Raw genomic sequence first — 21,775 nt, 5'->3', positions numbered from 1 at the left:
TGCGCCTAGCCCGTTGAGTCTGGCGTCGACTCTGCGCCTTGCAGCGTTGACTCTGCGCCCACCGCGCAAGAGTGCGAGTAGCGACCGCAGCCAACGCAGAATCAACGCCGGCAGCCGCGGCCGCCAACCCCTGATCGCGTTGACTCTGCGCCCACCGCGCAAGAGTGCGAGTAGCGACCGCAGCCAACGCAGAATCAACGCCGGCCAGCCGCGGCGCCAACCCCTGATCGCGTTGACTCTGCGCCCACCGCGCAAAAGTTCGAGTAGCGACCGCAGCCAACGCAGAATCAACGCCGGCCAAGCATGCGCCGCTAGACGCCGGGCGGCTTACTGACGCTGACCGGTGAATTCCAGTTGGACAGCCGCATCTGGAGGGTGTTGCCGGAGGTGGGTTCCAGCGACAGCTGAATCAGTGGGTGGCTGCCGACCTCGCCGATCCAGGCGACAGCCGGGACGGGCCCGCTCAGCGACGTCTTCGGCAGGATATTGCGGACAGCGGTGGCGCTGACCTGGCCACTGACCTTGACCGTGCGCGCGCCGTTGATCGTTTCCGACCCACCGGACGTGGGACCGCTGAAGTTCGACAGGATGTTGGCCAGGCCGGTGTCCGGGTTCAGGATCGCGGTCGGGTCATACGAATCGGCGGCCTTGCCGTACTTGCGCCACGTTTTGTCCAACCTGGTGTAAGCATCCCCGTCCACGATCACCAAGTCGGCGCTGACTTCCGATCCGAAGATTGTGTAGGTCTCGCGTCCCGATGCCGCGGCGCCGGGAATCGTGGTCAGATCGGCGGTCAGCGTCTTGACCGACAGTCCCTGGATCTTGCCGCTGACGGTCTGAACGAGATGGGCGCTCGTGACCGCTCGCGTGTTCTGGGCGGACTGCGACAGCAGCGTGACGGCGCTGGGATGGTCGGACCCGACGCCGGACGAACCTGTCCTGACGCTCGTGAGACCAATGACCGCCGCAACGATGACGACCGCCAGAGCGGCCGGGATAAGGACGGCCTTGCGGCGCCAGGGCGGCGGCGCAGCCGTCGTCGATGCGGCGGGCGTGTCCGGCGGCTTCGGGACGTCCACGAATGGCCGCTTCGGGGTCTCGACGGGTGGCCGCGGCTTCGGGGCCTCGGCGGGTGGGCGCGGCTTCGGGGTCTCGGCGAACTGCCGCGGCTTCGGAACCTCCGCGGGTGCCCGGCGCGTCGACGCGTCCATGATGCGCCGCTGCGGGCCCGACCTCGGCGCGTGAATGTCGTTCGGCAGCGGCCTGCGCTGAGCCGGAACCGTCGGCGAGATCGGGGCGGCCGTCGTCGGCATCGAGGCGATGTCGGGCAGCGGAATTGGCTGCGACGACGAGGGCGGTGCGGTGATGGCCTCTCGGGCGGCGGCCGCCAACTCGAGGGTGGTGGCATACCGCTGTTCGGGGTCTTTGGCCATGCCGCTGGCGATCACCCGGTCAAGTTGCTCGGGCAAGTCCGGCAGCGTCCTCGAGGGCGGGGGCGGCGTCCTGTTCAAGTGCGCGACGACCAGCTCCGCCATCGTGACTTGCCCGAACGGCGGGCCGCCGGTGACGCATTCGTAGAGGACGCACGTCAGCGAATAGATGTCGGCGCGGGCATCCTCCTCACGGGTGCCCAAACGTTCCGGCGCAATGTATTGGAATGTGCCAATCGTCTTGCCGGTCTTGGTCATTCGTGTCTCACCCAGGGCGCGGGCGATGCCGAAATCGATGAGGTAGGGAAAGTCGTCGCGATCGAGCAGGATGTTGGAGGGCTTGACGTCGCGGTGCAGCAGGCCGGCCTGGTGAGCCTCGTGCAGCGCCTTGGCGACGCCATCGATGATGCGCACCGCCCGGTCCGGCTCGATCGGCCCGTCGGCAAGTACGGTCGCCAGGTCCCGGCCCTCGATCAGCCGCATGTTCACGTACAGGCGGCCGTCGATCTCGCCGTAGTCGTGGATCGGGACGACGTGTGGCGTGTTCAACCGCGCCGCGGCCTGGGCCTCTCGCCGGAATCGTCGCTGGAAGTTCTCGTCGTCGGAGAAGTGCGCGGGCAGCAGTTTGATAGCAACCGTGCGGTCGGTAACGGTGTCGTGGGCCCGCCATATTTCGCCCATGCCGCCACGGCCGAACATCTCGATCAGCCGGTATCGACCGAACGGCGTCCCCTCCAACGTCAGCCTCCCAAATAACAGCGTCCAGCAACACGATAGGCATGACGGCGGCTCCGCCCCAACAAATCAGGCCCGGCTGGCCAGCTGCGCCCTTCTTTTCGCCGCCCAGTCCGCCATGGGGAAGCCGGGCTGGGAGTCACACACCGCGATCAGCAGGGCTACCCGCGGGACCACGGCCAGTCCGTAGTCACACGTCCAGTCGGGACGGGTCATCGTCCACACCAGGACGCCGTCGGACGGCGTGGCGAAGAAGCTGAGCCGCATCGGCCCGAAATCTCCGGAGGGGGATACGCCGGTGGCGTCACCGTGGCAGTCCGACACCGCCCTGAAGCCGTTCCAGACCACGTCGTGGGCGTTCATGTCGTGGTCGTAGACATCGATCGATTCGGCGTATAGCGCCTTGCTGGTGAATTCGTACGCCGACTCGGCGTGGTCCTTGGGCCCGGCAGGCGGCAGCGGCGACCCCTTGAACAGCATCGCCGCAGCGCATTCGGGTGGGCGGGCGCTGGTGAAGTAGTTGTCACCCACCGCGGCCGAGGACGCCGGCCCGAGCGGGGTGGTGGTCCCGTCCTGCAGCAGCAGATCGCGCGCCGTGATCGCCGATTGCCCGCGGGCCCGCTCCGCATGGCCGGTCACCGCCCTGGCGCATCCGCCCAGCGGCATGACGGCGACGGCCGCCGCGATCGCTACCAGGCTTCGGATTCGGCGCATCGGGATCACTGCGCCCCGTCACGCATGCGGCAGTCTCAGGACCTCAGCATCTTCATCGTCGGTCACGTAGACGTTGCCCTCGGTGTCCACCGCCACCGCGGTCGGTTTGCTGAGCCCGTCGGGTCGCAACGAGGTCGAACTGACGGATCCGGCCGACAGCCGCACCACCTGATGCGCCCCTCGGTCGGTGATGTACACGTCGCCAGCGCTGTCGACCGCCACGCCCTTGGGGTCCTCGACGTCGGGCAGCGGCACCACCTGCGGCGTGGCCTGCCCCACCAGCAACTTCAACAGTCGGTACTTGGCCTTGTCCGCCTTGCCATGGTCGAGGACGTAGACATCTCCATTGCCGTTTACCGCCACACCGGTGGGCTCATGGAGGCTACCGAGTTGCAGCACGGTCGGGTGCGCGGATTCTCTGGTGGAGTCCGGCGGAAATCTCATCACCCGGTCGTGGTCGGTGTCGGCGACGTAGACAGCACCGCCTTGGTCCACCGCGACACCGTATGGCTTCTTGAGCTTGTCGTCAGGCGACTTCCAGTTGCCCAGTTCGGCCGCCTCGGTATCCCCTTCGGTCCACTTCATCAATCGACCGTCGCGGGCATGGTCGGTCACATAGATGGCTGCTCCGGACCTGTCCACCGCGATACCTGCGGCGTCCTTGAGTCCGTTGAACGGCAGCCTGACGGACTCGGATTGCCCCTTCGACAACTTGAACACGCCCAGCTCGCCATCCTTGACCGCGAGGATGTAGACATTGCCCGCGGCGTCCACCGCCACACCCTTGATCTGTTTGAAACCGGTGAAGGGCAACGGGGTCGGCGGACCCAACGGCAGGTTCGGCTGCACGGTTTGCGCCGACGGCGTCGGCGCCTGTGCGGATGGCTTGCTACTCGGCGAGGCCGGGGTTTGCGTCGCCGTGTGGCGCGGCCACAGCAGGTAGCCGGCGCCGGCGGCCGCCAACAATACGACGACCAACCCGACGAGGACCCATTTCAATCCGCGCTTACCGCCGGACGACGACGGCTGCGGTGGAGGGACGACGGCCCGAGGGGGCGCGGCACCGGCAGGTGGCGCGGGAGGACCGGGCTGCGGCGGGCCGGCAGGCGGCCCGGGCGGCACAGGCCCCGGCGGCCCTGGCGGAGGCGGGGGCACCGGCGGCACCGGGGCGGCCATCGTGGCGTCGACGGCAGGGCCCGGGGGCGGCACCAGATTCGGCACCGTCGCCGCGACGGGCGGCGGTACCGGGCTGGCCACCGTCGGCTGCGAGGTGGGCGGAGGCGCGGATCCGGCCGCACCGTCGGCGGCGACCAGGACGGCGGTGATGTTGTCCGGTCCCCCGCCCTGGTTGGCTGCCTCGATCAACGCCTGGCACGCGGCCGTGAGGTCCGGGTTGGCGGCGACGATGGCGAGCAGCGTCGCGTCATCGACCACTCCGGACAGGCCGTCGCTGCACATCAGGATGCGGTCGCCCGGCTGCAGATCCACCCCGTTCACGTCGGGCTTGGCCGGCGGGGTCATCAGCACGTGGCGGACGACAATCGAGCGGTTGGGGTGGTTCTTGGCCTCCTCCTCGCTCAGTCCGCCAGCGTCCATCACCGCCTGCACGATGGTGTGGTCGCTGGTCAGCCGCTGCACCTGACCCTCGCGGAACAGGTAGGCGCGGCTGTCACCCAGATGCGCGATCAGCGCCCGCGAGTCGCTGATCAGCGCGGTCACCAGGGTGGTGCCGGCGCCGCTGAGCTGCTCGTCGGTCTGGCTGCGGGTGTGCAGGTCGGTGCACATTTCCACCACCGCGGTGCCGAACCGTGCGGCCGCCTGCCCGTCGCGGAGGTCTACCCCCGCGAGGTGGCGACTCACGTAGGTCGGCAGCGTCTCGACGACCAGCTGCGCGGCCACGTCGCCGTGCTTGGTGCTGCCCACCCCGTCGGCGACGATGTAGAGCCCTTGGGCAGGGTCGGCTCCCCATCGGTCGTCGTTGCGGGAGCGTTGACGCCCCAGATCGCTGAGACCGGCAAAGGTTGTGGTGACCACGGCTACATCACCACCGGGCCCGCCGGCGGGCATGGCGACACTCCGTCGCGCAGTTCTTCGCAGAAGTTCACGCTCATAACGTCCGACATCCGCAGCTCCAAGAGGTTTGGCCAGTCGAGCCTACTGCCGGCAGTCGCCACAATCACCATAGGCACGACAATTAACTCAATCGTTAGCCGCGCAGGTCCGGCCGGTACTGGGCGAGCAGCGACCGGACGGTGTCCATGGCCTCGACCGCGCGCTCCTTGTCGACGGCCTGGATCGCCATCACCGGGATGTACTCGTCGTCGGGCAAATCGATGCGCGCCCAGCGGCTTCCCGCGGGAAATGACACGTCGACCACGTCGGCCCAGTCGACCAGCCTGTCGCCCAGCACATTACGTACCGATAAGCCGCTACGTCCGATCCGCAGCCGCGGCCGGGCGAAGAGCAGGACCGCACCGGCCAGGACCAGCCCGAGTACCGCCATCGCGACCTGGTCGGCGGTCTGAAAGATCACGCCGCTGGACTTGATCTTCAGCAGCAGCCCCACCGCGATGTGCGACGCGGCGATCAGAACTGCGGCGACATAGGCGAATATCGGCGTCAGATGGGGACGCAGCTCAGCGTCCCAGGCCGGACCCGGGCTCACGGGGCGGCGCGCAGGTCGCGCAAGGTCAGCGCGGTGGTCAATGCCGCCGCGGTGGCCTGGGCTCCCTTGTCCTCCGCCGAACCCGGCAGACCAGCCCGATCCAGCGCCTGCTCCTCGGTGTTGGTGGTCAACACGCCGTTGGCGACCGGCGTCGAGGCGTCCAGCGAGACCCGCGTGAGGCCCTGCGTCACGGCGTCGCAGACATAGTCGAAATGCGGTGTTTGACCGCGTATTACGACCCCCAGCGCGACGACGGCGTCGTAGCTGCGGGCGAGTTCCTGGGCGACCACCGGGATCTCGATAGCCCCCAGTACGCGCACCACCTTGGGTTCGTCGATGCCCGAGTCGGCGGCCACTTTGCGGGCGCCGGCCAGCAGCGCGTCGCAGATTTGGCCATGCCAGGTGCTCGCGACGATGGCCAGCCGTACATCCGCAGCGTCGAGCGTTGGCACGTCCGGGACGCCGGCGCCACCACTCACTGTCGCCGCTCCTCCTCGTCGCTTCGCTCTGCATAGTCGCCGGCGCTCACAGAGCACCGCCGAATTCACCGGGCAGATGCACGGATTCGTGGAAGTCGTCCAGCCCGTCCAGATCGTGGCCCATCTTGTCGCGCTTGGTCATCAGGTAGCGGATGTTCTCCGCGTTGGCGCGGACCGGCAGCGGCACCCGCTCGATGATGTGCAACCCGTATCCGTCCAGTCCGACCCGCTTGGCGGGATTGTTGGTCAGTAGCCGCATAGAGCGCACGCCGAGGTCGACCAGGATCTGCGCGCCGATCCCGTAATCTCTTGCGTCGGCCGGTAACCCGAGCTTGAGGTTGGCCTCCACGGTGTCTTCGCCGGCGTCCTGCAGCTGATAGGCCTGCAGTTTGTGCATCAGGCCGATGCCGCGGCCCTCGTGGCCGCGCATGTAAAGCACCACGCCGCGTCCCTCGCGTGCCACCATCGCCATCGCCGCATCCAGCTGCGGCCCGCAGTCACAGCGGCGCGAACCGAACACGTCGCCCGTCAAACATTCGGAGTGCACCCGGACCAGCACATCGTCGCCGTCGTCGGTGGGCCCGGAGATGTCGCCGCGGACCAAAGCGACGTGTTCGACGTCCTCGTAGATGCTGCTGTAACCGATGGCGCGAAACTGCCCGTGCCGCGTCGGGATGCGAGCCTCGGCGATGCGCTCGATGTGCTTCTCGTGCTTGCGGCGCCATTCGATGATGTCGGCGATGGTGATCAGCGCCAGGTCATGCTCGTCGGCGAACACCCGCAACTCGTCGGTCTGGGCCATCGAGCCCTCGTCCTTTTGGCTGACGATCTCGCAGATCGCGCCCGCGGGTTGCAGACCGGCCATCCGCGCCAAGTCGACCGCGGCCTCCGTGTGGCCGGGGCGACGCAGCACGCCGCCGTCCTTTGCGCGCAGCGGAACCACGTGACCGGGCCGGGTGAAATCCTCGGCGATGCTGGTCGGATTGGCCAGCAGCCGCATCGTGGTGGCCCGGTCGGAAGCCGAAATGCCGGTGCCCACACCAAGTCTGGCGTCGACGGTAACGGTGTAGGCCGTGCCGTGCTTGTCCTGGTTCACCGCGTACATCGGCAACAGGCCCAGCCGGTCGCAGATGGCACCGTCCAGCGGCACGCACAGGTATCCCGAGGTGTAGCGGACCATGAAGGCCACCATCTCCGGGGTGGCCTTTTCCGCGGCGAAGATCAGATCGCCCTCGTTCTCGCGATCCTCGTCATCGATGACGACGACGGCTTTGCCGGCCGCAATGTCGGCAACCGCCCGTTCGACGGAGTCCAGCCTCGTCATCGTCGCTACCTTGCTGTCGGAAGGGCTCACGGGAGGTGCCCAAGTGTCGCCTTCAGTATGAACCACCGCGGCGCCCGCGTTATTGCAGTGGCTTATTCAGCGGGAAGGTTCCAGCGCGTTGCGCCACTGTTGGCGGACCCCACGCGTCTGGAAGGCCCGGAACGCATGAAAGTAGCGGATCGCGTCGAAGTCCTCGTAGTCCGCGGGCAGCATGAAGGACACCACCCAGCCGTCGGCCGCGCCCCGGCGGAGTTCGCACACCGCGCCGAGGCTGGTGTCGGGCCAGGTGATCTCGTAGCCGTCGCGCGGGAATTCGAACACCGTCACCTGCTCGCCGCTTTTCAGGCGTTTCTTGAGGTCGGGCACCCGCAGCCGCTTCTCCAGCCATCCGGCGTAGCCGCTGGTGTCGACGACGGTGCAGCGCACGGTCTGTTCGGTGAGTTCCAACCGCGCGATCGGCGGCGATCCCCGACGCAGCAGGCCGGAGTAGGGCAAACCCCACAGCACGCTCAGCATGGGGCGACGCTTCAGCAGGTAGACGTCGGTAAGCGGCGGCGGCGTCGTGGACATCAGGAACGTCGAGGCGTCCAGCGACAGCAACCGGTGCGGTGAGTAACGAAGGATGCCCACGGCGTTCTCCTGATCAGGTCGGTGACTAAACGGCGATCGTGAGCGCGGCGTGGCCGGGCGAAGCGGGTCGCCGCCGTCGGGACTAGGTAGCTTCCGTCATTTTCGCAGTGTTTCCGCTGCTTCCGTCCAGCAAATCCTCAACGATTTTCGCGAGTGCCGCCGTCCCAGTAGCCCCGGTCCCCGCCGTCGGGACCAGGTGGACGCCGCCCCGTCCGGGCCAGGTACCAGAAACCGACGAGGCTGATGACCGCGACCACTAAGCCGGCGGTGAGGTAGGCGGCTCCGTTGGTGTGCCGGCCGATCGCCGGCGTCAGCAGCGCCCTCGTGCCGACGAAAATCATCCCGAATCCGGCGGCCGCACAGAAAACCGCGGCTCTTCGCACGATTCCGCGCCCGCTCATCGAATGCCGTTGCTCGCTTGCAGCAGCCGTTCCACATATTTGGCGATGACGTCGACCTCGAGGTTCACGGTGGTGCCCACGGGTGCGCTGCCCAGGGTGGTCAGTTCGCGGGTGGTCGGGATCAGCGACACCTCGAACCAGTCCGTGGGCTCGGCGCCCAATCCGGACACGGTGAGCGAAATCCCGTCGACGGTGATCGAGCCCTTCTCGACGACGTAGCGGGCCACCGCGGCGGGCATCTCGACCCGCACCACTTCCCAGTGCTCGGACGGCGTGCGGGCCACCACGACCCCGGTACCGTCGACATGCCCCTGCACGATGTGCCCGCCGAGTCGGCTGTTGACGGCCGCGGCGCGCTCCAGGTTGACCCGGCTACCGGCTTGCAGCTCGCCCAGGTTGGACCGGCTCAGGGTCTCGGCCATCACGTCGGCGGTGAAACTCCCGTCCGGCAGCACTTCGACGACGGTCAGGCAGACACCGTTGACGGCGATCGAATCCCCGTGGCCGGCGTCGGCGGTGACGACGGGACCGCGAACGACCAACCGCGCGGCGTCTGCGAGCGCTTCGCGGCCCGTCACCTCTCCGAGTTCCTCGACAATTCCGGTGAACATCGCACCAGGTTAATGACTATTGCGACGCGACCGCACCCCACTGGTTCACAGGTTGCGACAGCGGCACCCTCTACGATGCAGACTATGCAGACCCGACGTCGCCGTCTCTTCGCCGTTCTGGCCGCCCTGAGCGCAGCCGCCGCCCTGATGGTCGGCTGTGGCTCCAAGGACAGCGGTGCACCGCTCCCCGACGCGAAGACGTTGGTCTCGCAGTCCGCCGCGGTCACCAAGACGGTCAAGAGCTCGCACCTCGACCTGTCGGTGGCCGGCAAGATTGCCGGGCTCCCCCTCAAGACGCTGACCGGCGACCTGACCACCGTCCCGACCACCGCCGGGAAGGGCAACGCCAAGATCCTGTTCGGCGGCAACGAGATCGACGCCGACTTCGTGATCCTGGACGGCGAGCTCTACAGCAACGCCCTCAACGCGAGCAAGTGGGACGACATGGGTAAGGCCGAAGACCTCGTGCATTACGACCCGTCGTCGATCCTGAACCCCGACACCGGCCTGGCCAACCTGCTGGCCAACCTGACCGACACCAAGGCGGTGGGCCGCGACACGATCAACGGGCAGGCGACCATCCGCATCACCGGCAAGGCCAGCGCGGACGCCATCAACAAGCTCGCGTCACCGCTGAAGGCGACCGATCCGCTGGACACCACGGTCTGGATTCAGGAGACCGGCGAACACCAGCTGGCGCAGGTCAAGATCGACAAGGGCTCAGGCAATTCCGTCCAGATGACGTTGTCGGACTGGAACAAGCCGGTGCAGGTCACCAAGCCCGGGACGTCCTGATCACCATGCGGGCCGGACGCCGAGTCGCGATCAGCGCGGGCAGCCTAGCGGTACTGCTGGGCGCCCTGGACACCTACGTCGTCGTGACGATCATGCGCGACATCATCACCGACGTCGGGATTCCGGTTAACAAGCTGCAGCGGATCACCCCGATCATCACGTGGTACCTGTTGGGCTACATCGCCGCGATGCCACTGCTGGGCCGCGCGTCTGACCGGTTCGGTCGCAAACTGCTGCTGCAGGTCAGCCTGGCCATGTTCCTGGTCGGCTCGGTGGTGACCGCCCTGGCCGGTGACTTTGGCAACTTCAACATGCTGGTGGTCGGCCGCGCGGTCCAGGGTGTGGCCAGCGGCGCGTTGTTGCCGGTCACGTTGGCGCTCGGCGCCGACCTGTGGGCACAGCGCAATCGAGCCGGAGTGCTGGGCGGTATTGGCGCCGCCCAGGAACTGGGCAGCGTGCTGGGCCCGTTGTACGGGATCTTCATCGTCTGGCTGTTTCACGACTGGCGCTACGTGTTCTGGATCAACGTGCCGCTGACGCTGATCTGCATGGCGTTGATCCAGCTCAGCCTGCCGTCACACGACCGCAGCGACAAGCCCGAGAAGATTGATCTCGTCGGGGGTCTGCTGCTGGCCCTGACGTTGGGTTTCGCCGTCTTCGGGTTGTATAACCCCAATCCGGACGGCAAAGAAGTGCTGCCGCCCAACGGGATACCGCTGGTGATCGGGGCGGTGGTCACCGCGGTGCTGTTCTTCGTGTGGGAGGGATTCGCACGCACGAAGCTGATCGATCCCGTCGGCGTGCGCTTCCTACCGTTCCTGGCCGCTTTGGGTGCGTCCGTCTGCGCGGGTGCGGCGCTGATGGTGACGCTGGTCGACGTGGAACTATTCGCGCAGGGCGTGCTGTTCAAGAGCCAGACCGACGCGGCGGGCATGCTGCTGTGGTTCCTGATCGCGCTGCCGATCGGGGCGCTGGCGGGCGGGTGGATCGCGACCCGGGTCGGCGACCGCACCGTGACCTTTGTCGGGTTGCTGATCGCCGCCTTTGGCTACTGGCTTATTCACTACTGGCGGACCGACCTGTTGGACCGCCAGCACAGCATCTTCGGTTTGTTCAGCGTGCCGTGGGTGCATTCCGATCTGCTGGTCGCCGGTCTGGGGCTGGGCTTGGTGATCGGGCCGCTGTCCTCGGCCACGCTGCGGGTTGTTCCGGCACGAGAACACGGCATCGCCTCGGCGGCGGTGGTGGTGGCACGGATGACCGGCATGTTGATCGGTGTCGCAGCGCTCAGCGCTTGGGGCTTTTACCGCGTCGAACAGATTTACACCGACAAGCTGGCCCATCTGCCGCCCGACGCCAGCAAGGGCCTGGGGAAACTGATGGTCCAGGGCCACCTCAAGATTGATTCCTTTGCCGAGATGTACGGCAACATCTTCACCGCCACCGCGCTGATCTGTATCGTCGGGGCGCTGCTGGGACTTCTGATCGCGGGCCGCAACGAGCACGCGGACGAGTTGGAAGTCGCGGTCGCGGAGCCTTCGGCGCACTCGGCCGCCGCGGTGTCGACGCCAGCACCCCCGTTGGTCGACGATTCGGTGCAGCCACCGACGGCATGAGCGCGCGGCGCGTTACGACCATCGAAACTTAATCCTCTGCGAGCGTCGTCGGCGTGTCGTCGCAATAGGTTAAGTGTCGCGATCGTGGCGCCCAACGCACCGCGCGCAGCAAAAGAAGCGCCAGAGTCGACGACGGCCGTCGGGGCGCTAGCCGCCCCGCGCCACCAGGCTGAGGACCAGGTCCGGGCCGGCCCGGTCGACGCCGTCGAACTGCCAGCGCAACGCCCGCGCGATGCTGGGCACCCCGACGTCGTCGACAGCGGTGACGGGACCGCCGAGCAGGATCGGCGCGACGTAGGCCAGGATGCGGTTGATCGCTCCGGCCCGCAGGAAAGCGCCGGCGAGGGTGGGACCGCCTTCGAGCAGCACGTCGGTGCGGTCGGACAGCGCCCTGAGCACCTCGAGCGGATCATGCGTGCGGATCACCATGGTTCGGGAGTCGTCGTTGAGAACCTTTGCCTCCGGCGGTATTTCGCGCATACCGACCACCACGCGCAGGGGCTGCCGCTCGGCCAGCGAGCCGTCGGGCAGCCGGGCGGTCAAGGCCGGATCGTCGGCCAGCACGGTGCCGGTGCCGACCACGATCGCGTCGGCGGTGGCGCGCCGCCGATGCAGGTCCGCGCGCGCGGCCTCGCTGGAAATCCACTGGCTGGATCCGTCGGCGGCGGCGCTGCGGCCGTCGATGCTGGTGGCGTACTTCCAGGTGATGTGGGGCAACCCGGTCCGCTGCTTGTGCAGCCACTCGCGCAGCGGGCCGGCCGCCACCTGATCGGCCAGCACCCCGGAACGGGCCTGCACGCCGGCGGCCGACAATCGTCCCGCACCGCCGCCCGCGATCCCGTTCGGGTCGGGCACGGCGTAGATCACCGCGCTGACGCGGGCCTCGATCAGGGCGTTCACGCACGGCGGGGTCTTGCCGTAGTGGTTGCAGGGCTCGAGTGTGACCACCGCGATGCCGCCGGCGGCCAGACCCCCGGCCCGCCGCAGCGCGATGACCTCGGCGTGTTCGCCGCCGGCCGGCTGGGTGGCGCCGACGCCGACCACGCGGCCTTCCTGGTCCACGATCACCGCCCCGACCGGCGGGTTCGGGTACGTCGTGCCCTTGACCTGGTAGGAGTGCTCGATGGCGAGGCGCATCGCCTCGTCGATGCTCTTGACCTGCTCGACGCTGCTCATCGGCGACCCAGGTGCGGCGAGACGGCGCCGGCCTGGCGCCGCAGCGCCTCGACCGCGGCCTCCGGGTCGGCCGCGCCGTAGACCGCCGACCCGGCGACAAAGCAGTCGACGCCGGCTTCGGCCGCCTGCTCGATGGTCTCGTCGTTGATGCCGCCGTCGATCTCGATCAGGATCGTCAGCTCCCCCGCGTCGACCATCTTGCGCACGGTGCGCACCTTGCCCAGCACCTCGGGGATGAAGCTCTGGCCGCCGAAGCCGGGCTCCACCGACATGATCAGCAGCGTGTCGAAGTGCGGAAGGATCTCCAGGTAGGGCTCGAGCGGGGTCCCTGGCTTCACGCTGATGCCGGCTTTGGCGCCGGCGGCCCGGATATCGCGGGCCACGCCGACCGGATTGTCGGTCGCCTCGGCGTGAAAGGTCACGTTGTAGGCGCCCGCCTCGGCGTACGGCGGCGCCCACCGATCCGGGTTGTCGATCATCAGGTGGCAGTCCATCGGAATGCTGGTGGCGGCCAACAGGCTCTCCACGACCGGCAGCCCGATCGTCAGGTTGGGCACGAAATGGCCGTCCATCACGTCGACGTGCAACCAGTCGGCGCCGGTCACGGCGGCGGCCTCGTCGGCAAGCCGGGCGAAATCGGCGGCCAGGATCGACGGCGCTATCAGCGGTCCGGGCATGCCCGCAACATTACTGGCGGCGCAGGGCGGCCGCGTACATGGCGTCGGTGCCGTGTCGGTGCGGCCAGAGCTGCACGGAGCTCTCCAGGGGGCCCTGCCCATGCCCGTCGTCGATCGGCTCGAACAGCGGCCGGGTGTCCAAGGCGCACACCGGATGACGGCGCAGCGCGTCGGCGACCACGCCCGCGGTTTCGGCCAGGTGCGGCGAGCAGGTCGCATACAGCACCACGCCGCCGGGCCGCGTCAGCGCGATCGCGGCGGCCAGCAGCTCACGCTGCAGCTTGGCCAGCGCGGGCACGTCGGCGGGCTGCCGACGCCAGCGGGCCTCGGGCCGACGGCGCAGCGCGCCCAGCCCGGTGCAGGGCACGTCGACGAGCACGCGGTCGAATCCGGGTTCGAGGCCACTCTCGCGGCCGTCCACCCGCACCACGTCGACCGGCAGCCCGCGGGTGTTCTCGACCACCAGGTCCGCGCGCCGCGGTGCCGGTTCGACGGCGGTGACCCGGGCGCCCGCGTCGACGCCGAGAGCGGCGAGCAATGCGGTCTTGCCGCCCGGCCCCGCGCACAGGTCCAGCCACCGCCCGCCGTCCTCGCCGTCGAGCGGCGCCAGCGTCAGGGCGCGGGCCACCAACTGGCTGCCCTCGTCCTGGACCAGCGCCTTACCGTCGCGCACCGGTTCCAGCTGTCCGGGGTCGCCACCCGGCAGGTAGACCGCGAACGGCGAATAGCGTCCGACGCTGCCGTGCACCTCGCTCGCGAGCTCGGCGGCACTCAGCACCCCGGGTCGGGCCGCCAGGTGCACCTGGGGCCGCTCGTCGTCGGCGGCCAGCACCGCCTCCAACTCGCCGGCCGCGGCGCCCAGTGCGTCGGCGAAGGCCTGGGCGATCCAGCGCGGGTGGGCGTGCACGAAGGCGGCGTGGCCGACCGGGTCGCGCGAGCGGTCGGGAGCCAGCTCGTCGACCCAGGACCGTTCGTCCCGCGCGGCGATGGTGCGCAACACACCGTTGACGAAACCCGCTCGCGCCGTGTCGAATTCGATCCCGGCCTGCTCCACGGTGGTGGACACCGCGGCGTGCGCTTCCACGCGGGTGCGCAGCAGCTGGTAGGTGCCCAGCCGGAGCAGGTCGAGTAGCACCGGGTTGATTGCCTGCGGGGGGCGACCGGCGGCCGCACCGATGACCGCGTCCAGCAGGCCCTGGGTGCGGCAGGTGCCGTAGGTCAACTCGGTGGCGAACGCGGCGTCGCGTCCGCTGATGCCGCGTTGTCGGAGCAGCGCGGGCAGGGCGAGATTCGCATATGCGCTGCGTTCGTTGACCGCCCGCAGCACGTCGAACGCCGCGCGACGGGCGGGGTCCAGCGGCCGGCGGCGCGGCTTCGCGGGCCGAGACTGGCGGGGGCGAGGGGTCATGACGCCCGGACGGTGGGGCCAAGGCGGGCGCCGCGGACCCAGTCGACGGCGTTCATGACTTTCTTTCCGGGCGGCTGGATCTGGCCCAGGCGCACCGGATCCGAGCCGGTGCCGACCCAGACGCCCTTGCGTTCGACGCGAATACCCCCGGGCGGCAGGGGTTCTGGCGCCGCCCCCAGATCCACGGGACCGAGTTTGACGCGCAGGTCACCGATCAGCGTCCAGGCGCCGGGGTTGGGGGTCACGGCGCGAATCCGGCGCTCGACGACCGGCGCAGGCAGATCCCACCGCACCCGGGCCTGCTCCACGGTGATTTTCGGCGCCATGCTGACCCCGTCGGCGGGTTGCGGACGCGGCACCAGCGCGTCGTCGGCGATGCCGTCCAGTGTTGTCGACAGCAGCCCAGCGCCCGATATCGCCAGCCGCTCAAGCAGTTCGCCCGCGGTGTCGGTGGGCTGGATCGTCTCGGTGACCACGCCGTAGACGGGTCCTGAGTCCAGGCTGCGCTCGATCTGAAACGTCGTCGCTCCGGTAATCGTGTCCCCCGCGGCGATCGCGGCCTGCACCGGCGCGGCGCCGCGCCAGGCCGGCAGCAGCGAAAAGTGCAGGTTGACCCAGCCCCGTGGGGGCACCGCCAGCAGCGCGTCGCCGAGCAGCGCACCGTAGGCCACCACCGCGCAGCACTCGGGTGCCAGCTCGGAGAGCTCGCCGACGAACTCGGCCGAGTTGGGCCGCGCCGGCCGCAGCAAGGGGATGCCACGGTCCAGCGCCTCCCTGCCCACCGCCGAGGGCTCCGGCCTACCCCGCCGTCCGGACGCGGCATCGGGCCGGGTCAGCACGGCGGCCACATCGTGTCGCGGTGAGTCGATGAGCCGACGCAGCGCGGGCAGAGCGGTGTCCGGAGTGCCGGCGAAGACGAGACGCACCCGGACAGTCTAGGAAACGGGACTCGGGGGGCTGCGTCTAGATTTCGTCGTCGAGGTACGCCGGCGGCTCACCGCCGGCGGTCGTAAAAGCCGTGAGTGCACGCACCAATCCACGACGATCGTCGGCCGGCATCTGCTCCACGATGCGCGCAATCTCGCTGCGCCGGTTGGCCGTCACCTGCCGCACTATCTTGCGCCCGTGCGGGGTGAGGGCCGCGAGCAGCTCACGACGCGATGTCGGGTGCGGCATCCGGTCGATCAGGCCGGCGCTGACCAGCCGATCCACCATCCGGCCGGTGGCCGACGGCTTGACGCCGAGCAGGCCGGCCAGCGTGGCCAGGTTGATCGGGCCCTGGTTGGACAGGATCACCAGCGTCCTGAACTGTGGAATCGTGATGGTCTCGTCCACCATTGCGATGGAGTGGGCGGAGATGCCCACCAGCAGACGGGACGCGGTCAGCAGTGAATCCGTGATCGCGTCCAGTGAATCTTCGACCGATAGGGCGTTTTCCGCCGGCATCGTGGGGTCCCCTTTTCCCGAGCCGTGATTTCCGTCACCGCACCATAACCTAAAAAATATGGCTAGGTGAGTCTAGCAGACCCCAAATGTAGTATCGGTATACTATTGCTGTTACACATCATCTCGGTAGCGACGACGGCGTCGAGGCCACTCGGTTCTCTCATTACCATCCCAGGAGTTCAGATGACGATCACCACGCCTGTCCGCGAAGACCAGAAGCTTGCCGCCACGCATCGTGCGGTGTGGGCCTCGGGCGACTACGCCCTGATGGCCGAGGAAGTGATGGCCCCCCTCGGCCCGATCCTGGTCGCCGCGACCGGCATTGGGCCCGGCCGTCGGGTGCTCGACGTCGCCGCCGGCTCCGGCAACATCTCACTGCCCGCCGCCCAGGCGGGCGCCACCGTCGTCTCCACTGACCTCACCCCGGAGCTGTTGCATCGGTCCCGAATCCGGGCCGGCGAACTGGGCCTGCGGCTGCACTGGCAACAGGCCAACGCGCACGCCCTGCCGTTCGAGGAAGGCGAGTTCGACACCGTCATCTCGGCGATCGGCGTGATGTTCGCGCCGGACCAGCAGTGCGCGGCCGACGAGCTGGTCCGGGTCTGCCGGCCCGGCGGGACGATCGGCGTGATCAGCTGGACGCCGACGGGATTCTTCGGCCGGCTGCTGGCGGTCATCAGGCCGTATCGGCCCGGCCTGACCGCGGCCATGCCGCCGGCGGCGCTGTGGGGCCGCGAGGACTACGCCCTGGGGCTGCTCGGCGATCGCGTCACCGACGTCACCACGCGCCGGGCGATGCTGCCCGTCAATCGCTTCGAGACCGCCGAGGCCGTCCACCACTACTTCAAGAACCACTACGGCCCCACGATCGAAGCCTTCGCGAACATCGGCGAGAACTCGGTGCTGGCGGCGGCGCTCGACGCGCAGCTCATCGAGCTCGCGCAGGAGTACCTGGTCGACGGCGCCATGGACTGGGAGTACCTGCTGGTGACCGCCACGAAGCGCTGAGCCGATAAGGAGACGCTGCTCACAAGAATAGCGCCGCTAGAGCGATAGTTTCATACGTATACTATCGCTAGCGGTTGCTATCCGGTGGCCCGCCTTTCCCCTCAGGAGATCCGATGACCATCGACATGCGCATCCGTGAGTCGAGCGACTTCACGACCATCACCGACGAGGTCCTGGCCCCGCTGGGCCCGGTCCTGGTGTCCGCCAGCGGGGTCCGCCCGGGCTACCGCGTGCTGGATGTGGCCGCCGGCTCCGGCAACGTCTCGCTGCACGCGGCGTTGGTGGGTGCGCATGTGGTGGCCAGCGACCTCACCCCGGAGTTGCTGCGCCGCGCCCAGGCGCGGGCGGCCGCCGAAGGCCTCGAACTGGGCTGGCGGGAGGCCAGCGCCGAGGCGCTACCGTTCGGCACCAACGAGTTCGACACGGTGCTCTCCGCCATCGGGGCGATGTTCGCCCCGCGGCACCAGCGCACCGCCGACGAGCTGGCCCGGGTCTGCCGGCGGCGCGGAACGCTCGGCGTGATCAGCTGGACGCCCGACGGCTTCTACGGCCGGATGCTCTCCGCGATCAGGCCGCACCGGCCCGACCTGCCGACCGGCGCGCCCTACGAGGTGTGGTGGGGCAACGAGGACTACCTGGGCTACCTGTTTCGCGACCACATCAACCAAATGCGCACGCGCCGAAGCACTTTGAAGGTCCACCAGTTCGGTTCCCCCGAGGCGTGCCTGGACTACTTCAAGAACCACTACGGCCCGATGATCAACGCCTACCGCAACATCGCCGACGACACCGGGAAGGTCGCCGCTTTGGACGACGAGCTCCTCGCACTCTGCGACGAGTACCTCGACGACGACGTGATGGAGTGGGAGTACCTGATCATGGTCGGCCGCAAGGCCTGACGGGTAATGAGCCGGCGCTGACGGCGCCGAGCCTGCGCCCAGGGTCACAGTGCCCCTGACCCACGCCCCCACCGCAGTCTGGACCGTGCGGGATAGGCGCAGCACATATGGCGGATCTGAGCTAAATGTGAACTCGCCCTGCCCGCTCGCGCTAACATCCACTCTCGGTGCGTGGGTTGCACGCCCGTCCGGTATTCGGGGGCCGGGAGGACGATAGCGATGTCGTTTCTAGTTGCGGCGCCCGAGGCATTCCAGGCGGCGGCCGGCGATCTGTCCGGCATTGGTTCGACGATCAGCGACGCGAGCGCGGCCGCGGCGGCCCACACGACCCGTTTCGCCGCCGCCGGGGCCGACGAAGTCTCGGCTGCCGTCGCGGCGCTGTTCGCCACGCACGGTCAGACCTATCAGGCAGTGAGCGCGCAGGCCGCGAACTTTCACAAGCAGTTCGTGGCAGCTTTGCTGGACGGCGCGGCACAGTACGCCGGTGCCGAGGCCTCCGGCGCCGCGCCGCTGCAGTCCATCGGCCAGGACCTGCTTGGCGTGATCAACGCGCCCACGGAGGCGGTGTTCGGGCGCGGGCTGATCGGCAACGGCCTCGATGGGACGGCGGCGCACCCGAACGGCTACGACGGCGGCTTCCTGGCCGGCAACGGCGGCAAGGGGTGGTCGGCCGCCAACCCCGGAGACGTCTCCGGTAACGGTGGATCCGCCGGTGTGATCGGCAACGGCGGGGCCGGCGGGGCGGGCGCCGACGGCGGGACCACCGCGGCCGGCACCGGCGGAGGCAACGGCGGCCGCGGTGGGTGGCTGTTCGGGACCGCAGGAGCCGGCGGGGCCGGCGGCGCCACCGAAGCCCCCGGCCTCAATGCCGGCAATGGCGGATCCGGCGGCAACGCGGGGTTGTTCGGCTCCGCGGGGGCCGGCGGCATGGGCGGCGACGCCACCGGCGGCAACACCATGAGCGCCACCGTTCAAGCCGGTAATGGCGGGGCGGGCGGCCACGCCGGACTGGCAGGGGCCGGCGGGGCGGGCGGGGCCGGCGGCCTCAGCCACACCGTGGCAAGCAGCGGCGGTAACGGTGGCACGGGCGGCACCGGCGGTCATGGCGGCCTGCTGTCCGGCAATGGTGGGGCCGGCGGTCTTGGCGGCAACGCCGACACGACGGCCGGCGGTGGCGGCAGCGGCGGCAACGCCGGGCTGCTGACCGGCCTGGCCGGCGACGGTGGGGACACCGGCACGGGAAACGCCGGCGCGACGGGCGGAAAAGGCGGCAACGCAGGCTTGTTCGGTACCGGCGGCGTCGGCGGCGATGCCTTTGCCAACAGCGCGCCGCACGGCGGCGCAGGTGGCGCCGGCGGCTTCCTGTGGGGTGCGGGCGACGCGGGTGGAAACGCCGGCCCCAGCAGCGTCCTCGCCAGCCAACCCGTCGGCGGCTCCGGCGGCAACGCCGGTTGGTTCGGCACCGGCGGCGCAGGAGGCAACGCCGCCGGAACCCAGGGAACGGGCGGTGGCGGCGGGAACGGCGGGACGCTGTGGGGCGACGGCGGCGCCGGTGGGTCCCAGATCAACTTCGGCGGCGGCGGCTCGCACGGCGGCAAGGGCGGTAACGGCGGTTTCGTCGGTAACGGCGGTGCCGGCGGCTCGACAAAGGCCGGCGGCAACAGCACGGGCGGCAACGGCGGCAACGCCCAGTACGTCGGCAACGGCGGCAACGGCGGCAACTCCGCCGGAACGCCCGGTAGCGGCGGCACGGGCGGGACGGTGTCCGGTCAAGACGGGCAACCGGGCACCCACTAGCGCTAGCCGATCTGCAGCGGGTCCATCTGCACCCGGACTGGGTCGTGGGTTTGCCGCGCGCTAAGGACGCCGACGGCGCGGCGCAGCGCCGCCGCCAGCTGCAGTCCGTGCTCGCGCGGGACCCGCACCAGCATTCGCGTCACCGCGACGCCCGCGGGGGTGCCCGCCGGCCGGCGTGACCCGGGCGGCAGATCTACCGGGCCGAGCAGATCGGCGTCGTCGGGCAACCGCGCCTGCTCCAGTAGGGCCGCCACCGCCTCGCTCGAGCCGTCGAGGGCGGCCATGTGCACACTCGGCGGCAGGCCCACCTCGGTTCGCGCAGCCAGTTCCGCCTCCGCGTGGCCCACCGGGTCCCACCGGATCAGCGACTGCACCGTCGGGATGGCGGCGTCGGCCACGACGGTCACCACGCCCCCGTCGCCGCGGGCTCGTACCAGCGCGGCCGCCGTCATCCACCGCCACAAGGCGTCCTCGGCAGCCCGCAGATCCTGCCGGCCCAGCAGCGCCCAGGTGTCCAGCAGCAGCGCCGCCCCGTAGCCGCCCGCGGCCCGGGGTTCGGCGCCCGGGGTTGCGACGACGACCGCCGGCCCCTCGGCGACCTCCGCCACGACGGCCTCCCCCGCAGAGGTGACGATGGGCGTGCCCGGGAATGCCCGGCCGAGCTCCTCGGCCGTCCGCCGGGCCCCCACGACGACGGCACGCACCGACTCCGACCCGCAGCGCGCGCACTTCAGCGTCGGGTCCATGCGGCCGCACCAGCGGCACACCGCGCCCTCCCGGTCCAGCAGCGACAGCGGGCCGGTGCAGTGCCGGCACCGCGCGATCGCGCGGCACCTCCCGCAGGCCAGCGACGGCACATACCCGCGCCGCGGCACCTGGACCAACACGGGCGCCCCATCCTGCAGCGCCGAGCGCGCGGAGCGCAGCGCGATGGACGGCAGCCGCGCGGTACGGGCCGCGGGGTCGCGCTCGTCGGCGTAGCCGCTGTCGTCCAGGGCGACGACCCGCGGCGTGCGGGCCCGCACCACCGTCCGCGGAGCGACGATGTCGTGCGCCCAACCGCTGCGCACCAGCGCGTGGGCTTCGGCGGTGCGGGCGTAGCCGCCGATCAGCGCCGCGCAACGGGCCTGGTGTGCCCGCAGCATCGCCACCTCCCGGGCGTGCGGGTAGGGCGTCCGCGGCTCGGCCAGCGTGTCGTCAGCGTCGGCCCACACCATGACCAGTCCCAGGTCGCTCAGCGGCGCGAACACGGCGCTGCGGGTGCCGATCACCAGCCTCGCGGCGCCCCGCAACGCGGCCAGCCAGCGCCGGTACCGCGCCGCGGGACCCAGACCCGCCGACAACGCCACCACGCTGCGCTCCTCGATGCGGCCCGTGGTGGCGAGCAACAGTGCGTCCAGGTCGCGCTGGTCGGGCACGACCGCCAGCACCGAGCGGCCAGCCCGCACCGTTTGGACGGCGGCCTCGGCGAAGCGGTCCGTCCACGATTCCCCTGGCAACGCTTGCCAGACCGCGCGGGCCGCGCGCGACTCGGACAGGGCGGTCAGGAACTGCCCGCCGCGGCCGTAAACCTCCCACGCCGACGGGTCGACCGGCGCGATCTGCGGATGGGCGGGAATCGCCATGGGTTCGCGCTCCACCCGCGCGTGCCGGGCAGGTATCGCCAGGCGCAGCACGTCGGGGCGGGTCCCCGCGTAGCGGGCGGCGACCGCGTCGACCAGGCGCCGGATTTCCGGGGTGAGCACCGGTTCGGGCGAGACGACGCGGTCCAGCCAGCCCAGCTTGCCGGCGTGGTCGGTGTCGTTGCGCCGCTCCAGCACGAACGCGTCGACCAGCCGGCCGTGAAACCGCACCCGCACCCGCACGCCGGGCTGGGCGTCGTCGGACTGCTCGGCGGCCACCAGATAGTCGAACTCGCGATCCAGGTGCGGCACCGACAGCATCGGCAGCACCCGCGCGATGGG

Annotated in this window: 20 protein-coding genes; 5 read left to right on the top strand and 15 right to left on the bottom strand. The window is 69.8% G+C overall.

Annotation, left to right across the window (positions count from 1 at the left end):
* Positions 1 to 311: 311 nt before the first annotated feature.
* The 9 genes from AC5Y5V_RS08425 to AC5Y5V_RS08385 form a co-directional block, all read right to left on the bottom strand.
* A complete protein-coding gene (locus AC5Y5V_RS08425; RefSeq protein ID WP_499932751.1) occupies positions 312 to 2,168 on the bottom strand; it encodes an LppX_LprAFG lipoprotein in 1,857 nt (618 codons plus the stop codon).
* A 66-nt stretch (positions 2,169 to 2,234) separates the two neighbouring features.
* Positions 2,235 to 2,879 carry a hypothetical protein gene (locus AC5Y5V_RS08420; protein ID WP_499932749.1) on the bottom strand — a complete coding sequence of 215 codons (645 nt, stop codon included), beginning with the start codon at positions 2,877 to 2,879 and terminating at the stop codon, positions 2,235 to 2,237.
* 18 nt (positions 2,880 to 2,897) lie between these two features.
* Entirely contained in the window at positions 2,898 to 4,946 is a 2,049-nt protein-coding gene (locus AC5Y5V_RS08415; protein WP_499932748.1) for a protein phosphatase 2C domain-containing protein, read from the bottom strand.
* A gap of 139 nt (positions 4,947 to 5,085) precedes the next feature.
* Entirely contained in the window at positions 5,086 to 5,544 is a 459-nt protein-coding gene (locus AC5Y5V_RS08410) for a PH domain-containing protein (protein WP_499932746.1), read from the bottom strand.
* A complete protein-coding gene (gene ribH / locus AC5Y5V_RS08405) occupies positions 5,541 to 6,023 on the bottom strand; it encodes a 6,7-dimethyl-8-ribityllumazine synthase (RefSeq protein WP_499932743.1) in 483 nt (160 codons plus the stop codon). Before ribH ends, AC5Y5V_RS08410 begins: the two co-directional genes overlap by 4 nt.
* A gap of 46 nt (positions 6,024 to 6,069) precedes the next feature.
* Positions 6,070 to 7,347 (bottom strand): bifunctional 3,4-dihydroxy-2-butanone-4-phosphate synthase/GTP cyclohydrolase II, encoded by a 1,278-nt coding sequence (locus AC5Y5V_RS08400; protein WP_499932741.1) that lies wholly within the window; start codon positions 7,345 to 7,347, stop codon positions 6,070 to 6,072.
* A 96-nt stretch (positions 7,348 to 7,443) separates the two neighbouring features.
* A complete protein-coding gene (locus AC5Y5V_RS08395; RefSeq protein ID WP_499932737.1) occupies positions 7,444 to 7,977 on the bottom strand; it encodes a hypothetical protein in 534 nt (177 codons plus the stop codon).
* Positions 7,978 to 8,114: 137 nt separating this feature from the next.
* Entirely contained in the window at positions 8,115 to 8,378 is a 264-nt protein-coding gene (locus tag AC5Y5V_RS08390; protein WP_499932734.1) for a hypothetical protein, read from the bottom strand.
* Complete coding sequence (locus tag AC5Y5V_RS08385; RefSeq protein ID WP_499932732.1) at positions 8,375 to 8,989, bottom strand: riboflavin synthase; 615 nt, start codon at positions 8,987 to 8,989, stop codon at positions 8,375 to 8,377. The genes AC5Y5V_RS08390 and AC5Y5V_RS08385 overlap by 4 nt, the downstream gene beginning before the upstream one ends.
* An 84-nt stretch (positions 8,990 to 9,073) precedes the next feature.
* Between AC5Y5V_RS08385 and AC5Y5V_RS08380 the strand changes: the two genes are divergently transcribed.
* Positions 9,074 to 9,784, top strand: a complete 711-nt coding sequence (locus AC5Y5V_RS08380) for an LppX_LprAFG lipoprotein (RefSeq protein WP_499932730.1) — start codon at positions 9,074 to 9,076, stop codon at positions 9,782 to 9,784.
* 5 nt (positions 9,785 to 9,789) lie between these two features.
* Positions 9,790 to 11,400 carry an MFS transporter gene (locus AC5Y5V_RS08375; RefSeq protein WP_499932727.1) on the top strand — a complete coding sequence of 537 codons (1,611 nt, stop codon included), beginning with the start codon at positions 9,790 to 9,792 and terminating at the stop codon, positions 11,398 to 11,400.
* Positions 11,401 to 11,547: 147 nt separating this feature from the next.
* Here AC5Y5V_RS08375 and ribD read toward each other — a convergent pair whose 3' ends face one another.
* From ribD to AC5Y5V_RS08350, 5 genes are read right to left on the bottom strand one after another with little or no spacing between them, the layout of a single operon-like run.
* Positions 11,548 to 12,576 (bottom strand): bifunctional diaminohydroxyphosphoribosylaminopyrimidine deaminase/5-amino-6-(5-phosphoribosylamino)uracil reductase RibD, encoded by a 1,029-nt coding sequence (gene ribD, locus AC5Y5V_RS08370; protein ID WP_499932723.1) that lies wholly within the window; start codon positions 12,574 to 12,576, stop codon positions 11,548 to 11,550.
* Complete coding sequence (rpe, locus tag AC5Y5V_RS08365; RefSeq protein WP_499932721.1) at positions 12,573 to 13,253, bottom strand: ribulose-phosphate 3-epimerase; 681 nt, start codon at positions 13,251 to 13,253, stop codon at positions 12,573 to 12,575. The genes ribD and rpe overlap by 4 nt, the downstream gene beginning before the upstream one ends.
* 10 nt (positions 13,254 to 13,263) lie before the next feature.
* A complete protein-coding gene (locus AC5Y5V_RS08360; protein WP_499932719.1) occupies positions 13,264 to 14,661 on the bottom strand; it encodes an RsmB/NOP family class I SAM-dependent RNA methyltransferase in 1,398 nt (465 codons plus the stop codon).
* Complete coding sequence (fmt, locus tag AC5Y5V_RS08355) at positions 14,658 to 15,587, bottom strand: methionyl-tRNA formyltransferase (protein WP_499932717.1); 930 nt, start codon at positions 15,585 to 15,587, stop codon at positions 14,658 to 14,660. Before fmt ends, AC5Y5V_RS08360 begins: the two co-directional genes overlap by 4 nt.
* A 37-nt stretch (positions 15,588 to 15,624) precedes the next feature.
* Complete coding sequence (locus AC5Y5V_RS08350) at positions 15,625 to 16,107, bottom strand: MarR family winged helix-turn-helix transcriptional regulator (protein ID WP_499932715.1); 483 nt, start codon at positions 16,105 to 16,107, stop codon at positions 15,625 to 15,627.
* 183 nt (positions 16,108 to 16,290) lie between these two features.
* Between AC5Y5V_RS08350 and AC5Y5V_RS08345 the strand changes: the two genes are divergently transcribed.
* From AC5Y5V_RS08345 to AC5Y5V_RS08335, 3 genes are all read left to right on the top strand, one after another.
* Positions 16,291 to 17,115: a class I SAM-dependent methyltransferase gene (locus AC5Y5V_RS08345; RefSeq protein WP_499932713.1), complete on the top strand. Its 825-nt coding sequence runs from the start codon at positions 16,291 to 16,293 to the stop codon at positions 17,113 to 17,115.
* A gap of 113 nt (positions 17,116 to 17,228) precedes the next feature.
* The gene (locus tag AC5Y5V_RS08340; protein WP_499932711.1) at positions 17,229 to 18,014 is read left to right on the top strand and encodes a class I SAM-dependent methyltransferase; all 786 of its coding nucleotides are present in this window, start codon (positions 17,229 to 17,231) and stop codon (positions 18,012 to 18,014) included.
* A gap of 219 nt (positions 18,015 to 18,233) precedes the next feature.
* Positions 18,234 to 19,811 (top strand): PE family protein, encoded by a 1,578-nt coding sequence (locus AC5Y5V_RS08335; RefSeq protein ID WP_499932709.1) that lies wholly within the window; start codon positions 18,234 to 18,236, stop codon positions 19,809 to 19,811.
* A 2-nt stretch (positions 19,812 to 19,813) separates the two neighbouring features.
* Here AC5Y5V_RS08335 and AC5Y5V_RS08330 read toward each other — a convergent pair whose 3' ends face one another.
* Positions 19,814 to 21,754: a primosomal protein N' gene (locus tag AC5Y5V_RS08330; RefSeq protein WP_499932960.1), complete on the bottom strand. Its 1,941-nt coding sequence runs from the start codon at positions 21,752 to 21,754 to the stop codon at positions 19,814 to 19,816.
* Between the last annotated feature and the right edge of the window lie 21 nt (positions 21,755 to 21,775).

This window comes from Mycobacterium sp. NGS68 (assembly GCF_059812195.1).
The sequence above is the reverse complement of the archived record's forward strand: the minus strand, read 5'-3'. Positions and strand labels throughout refer to the sequence as shown.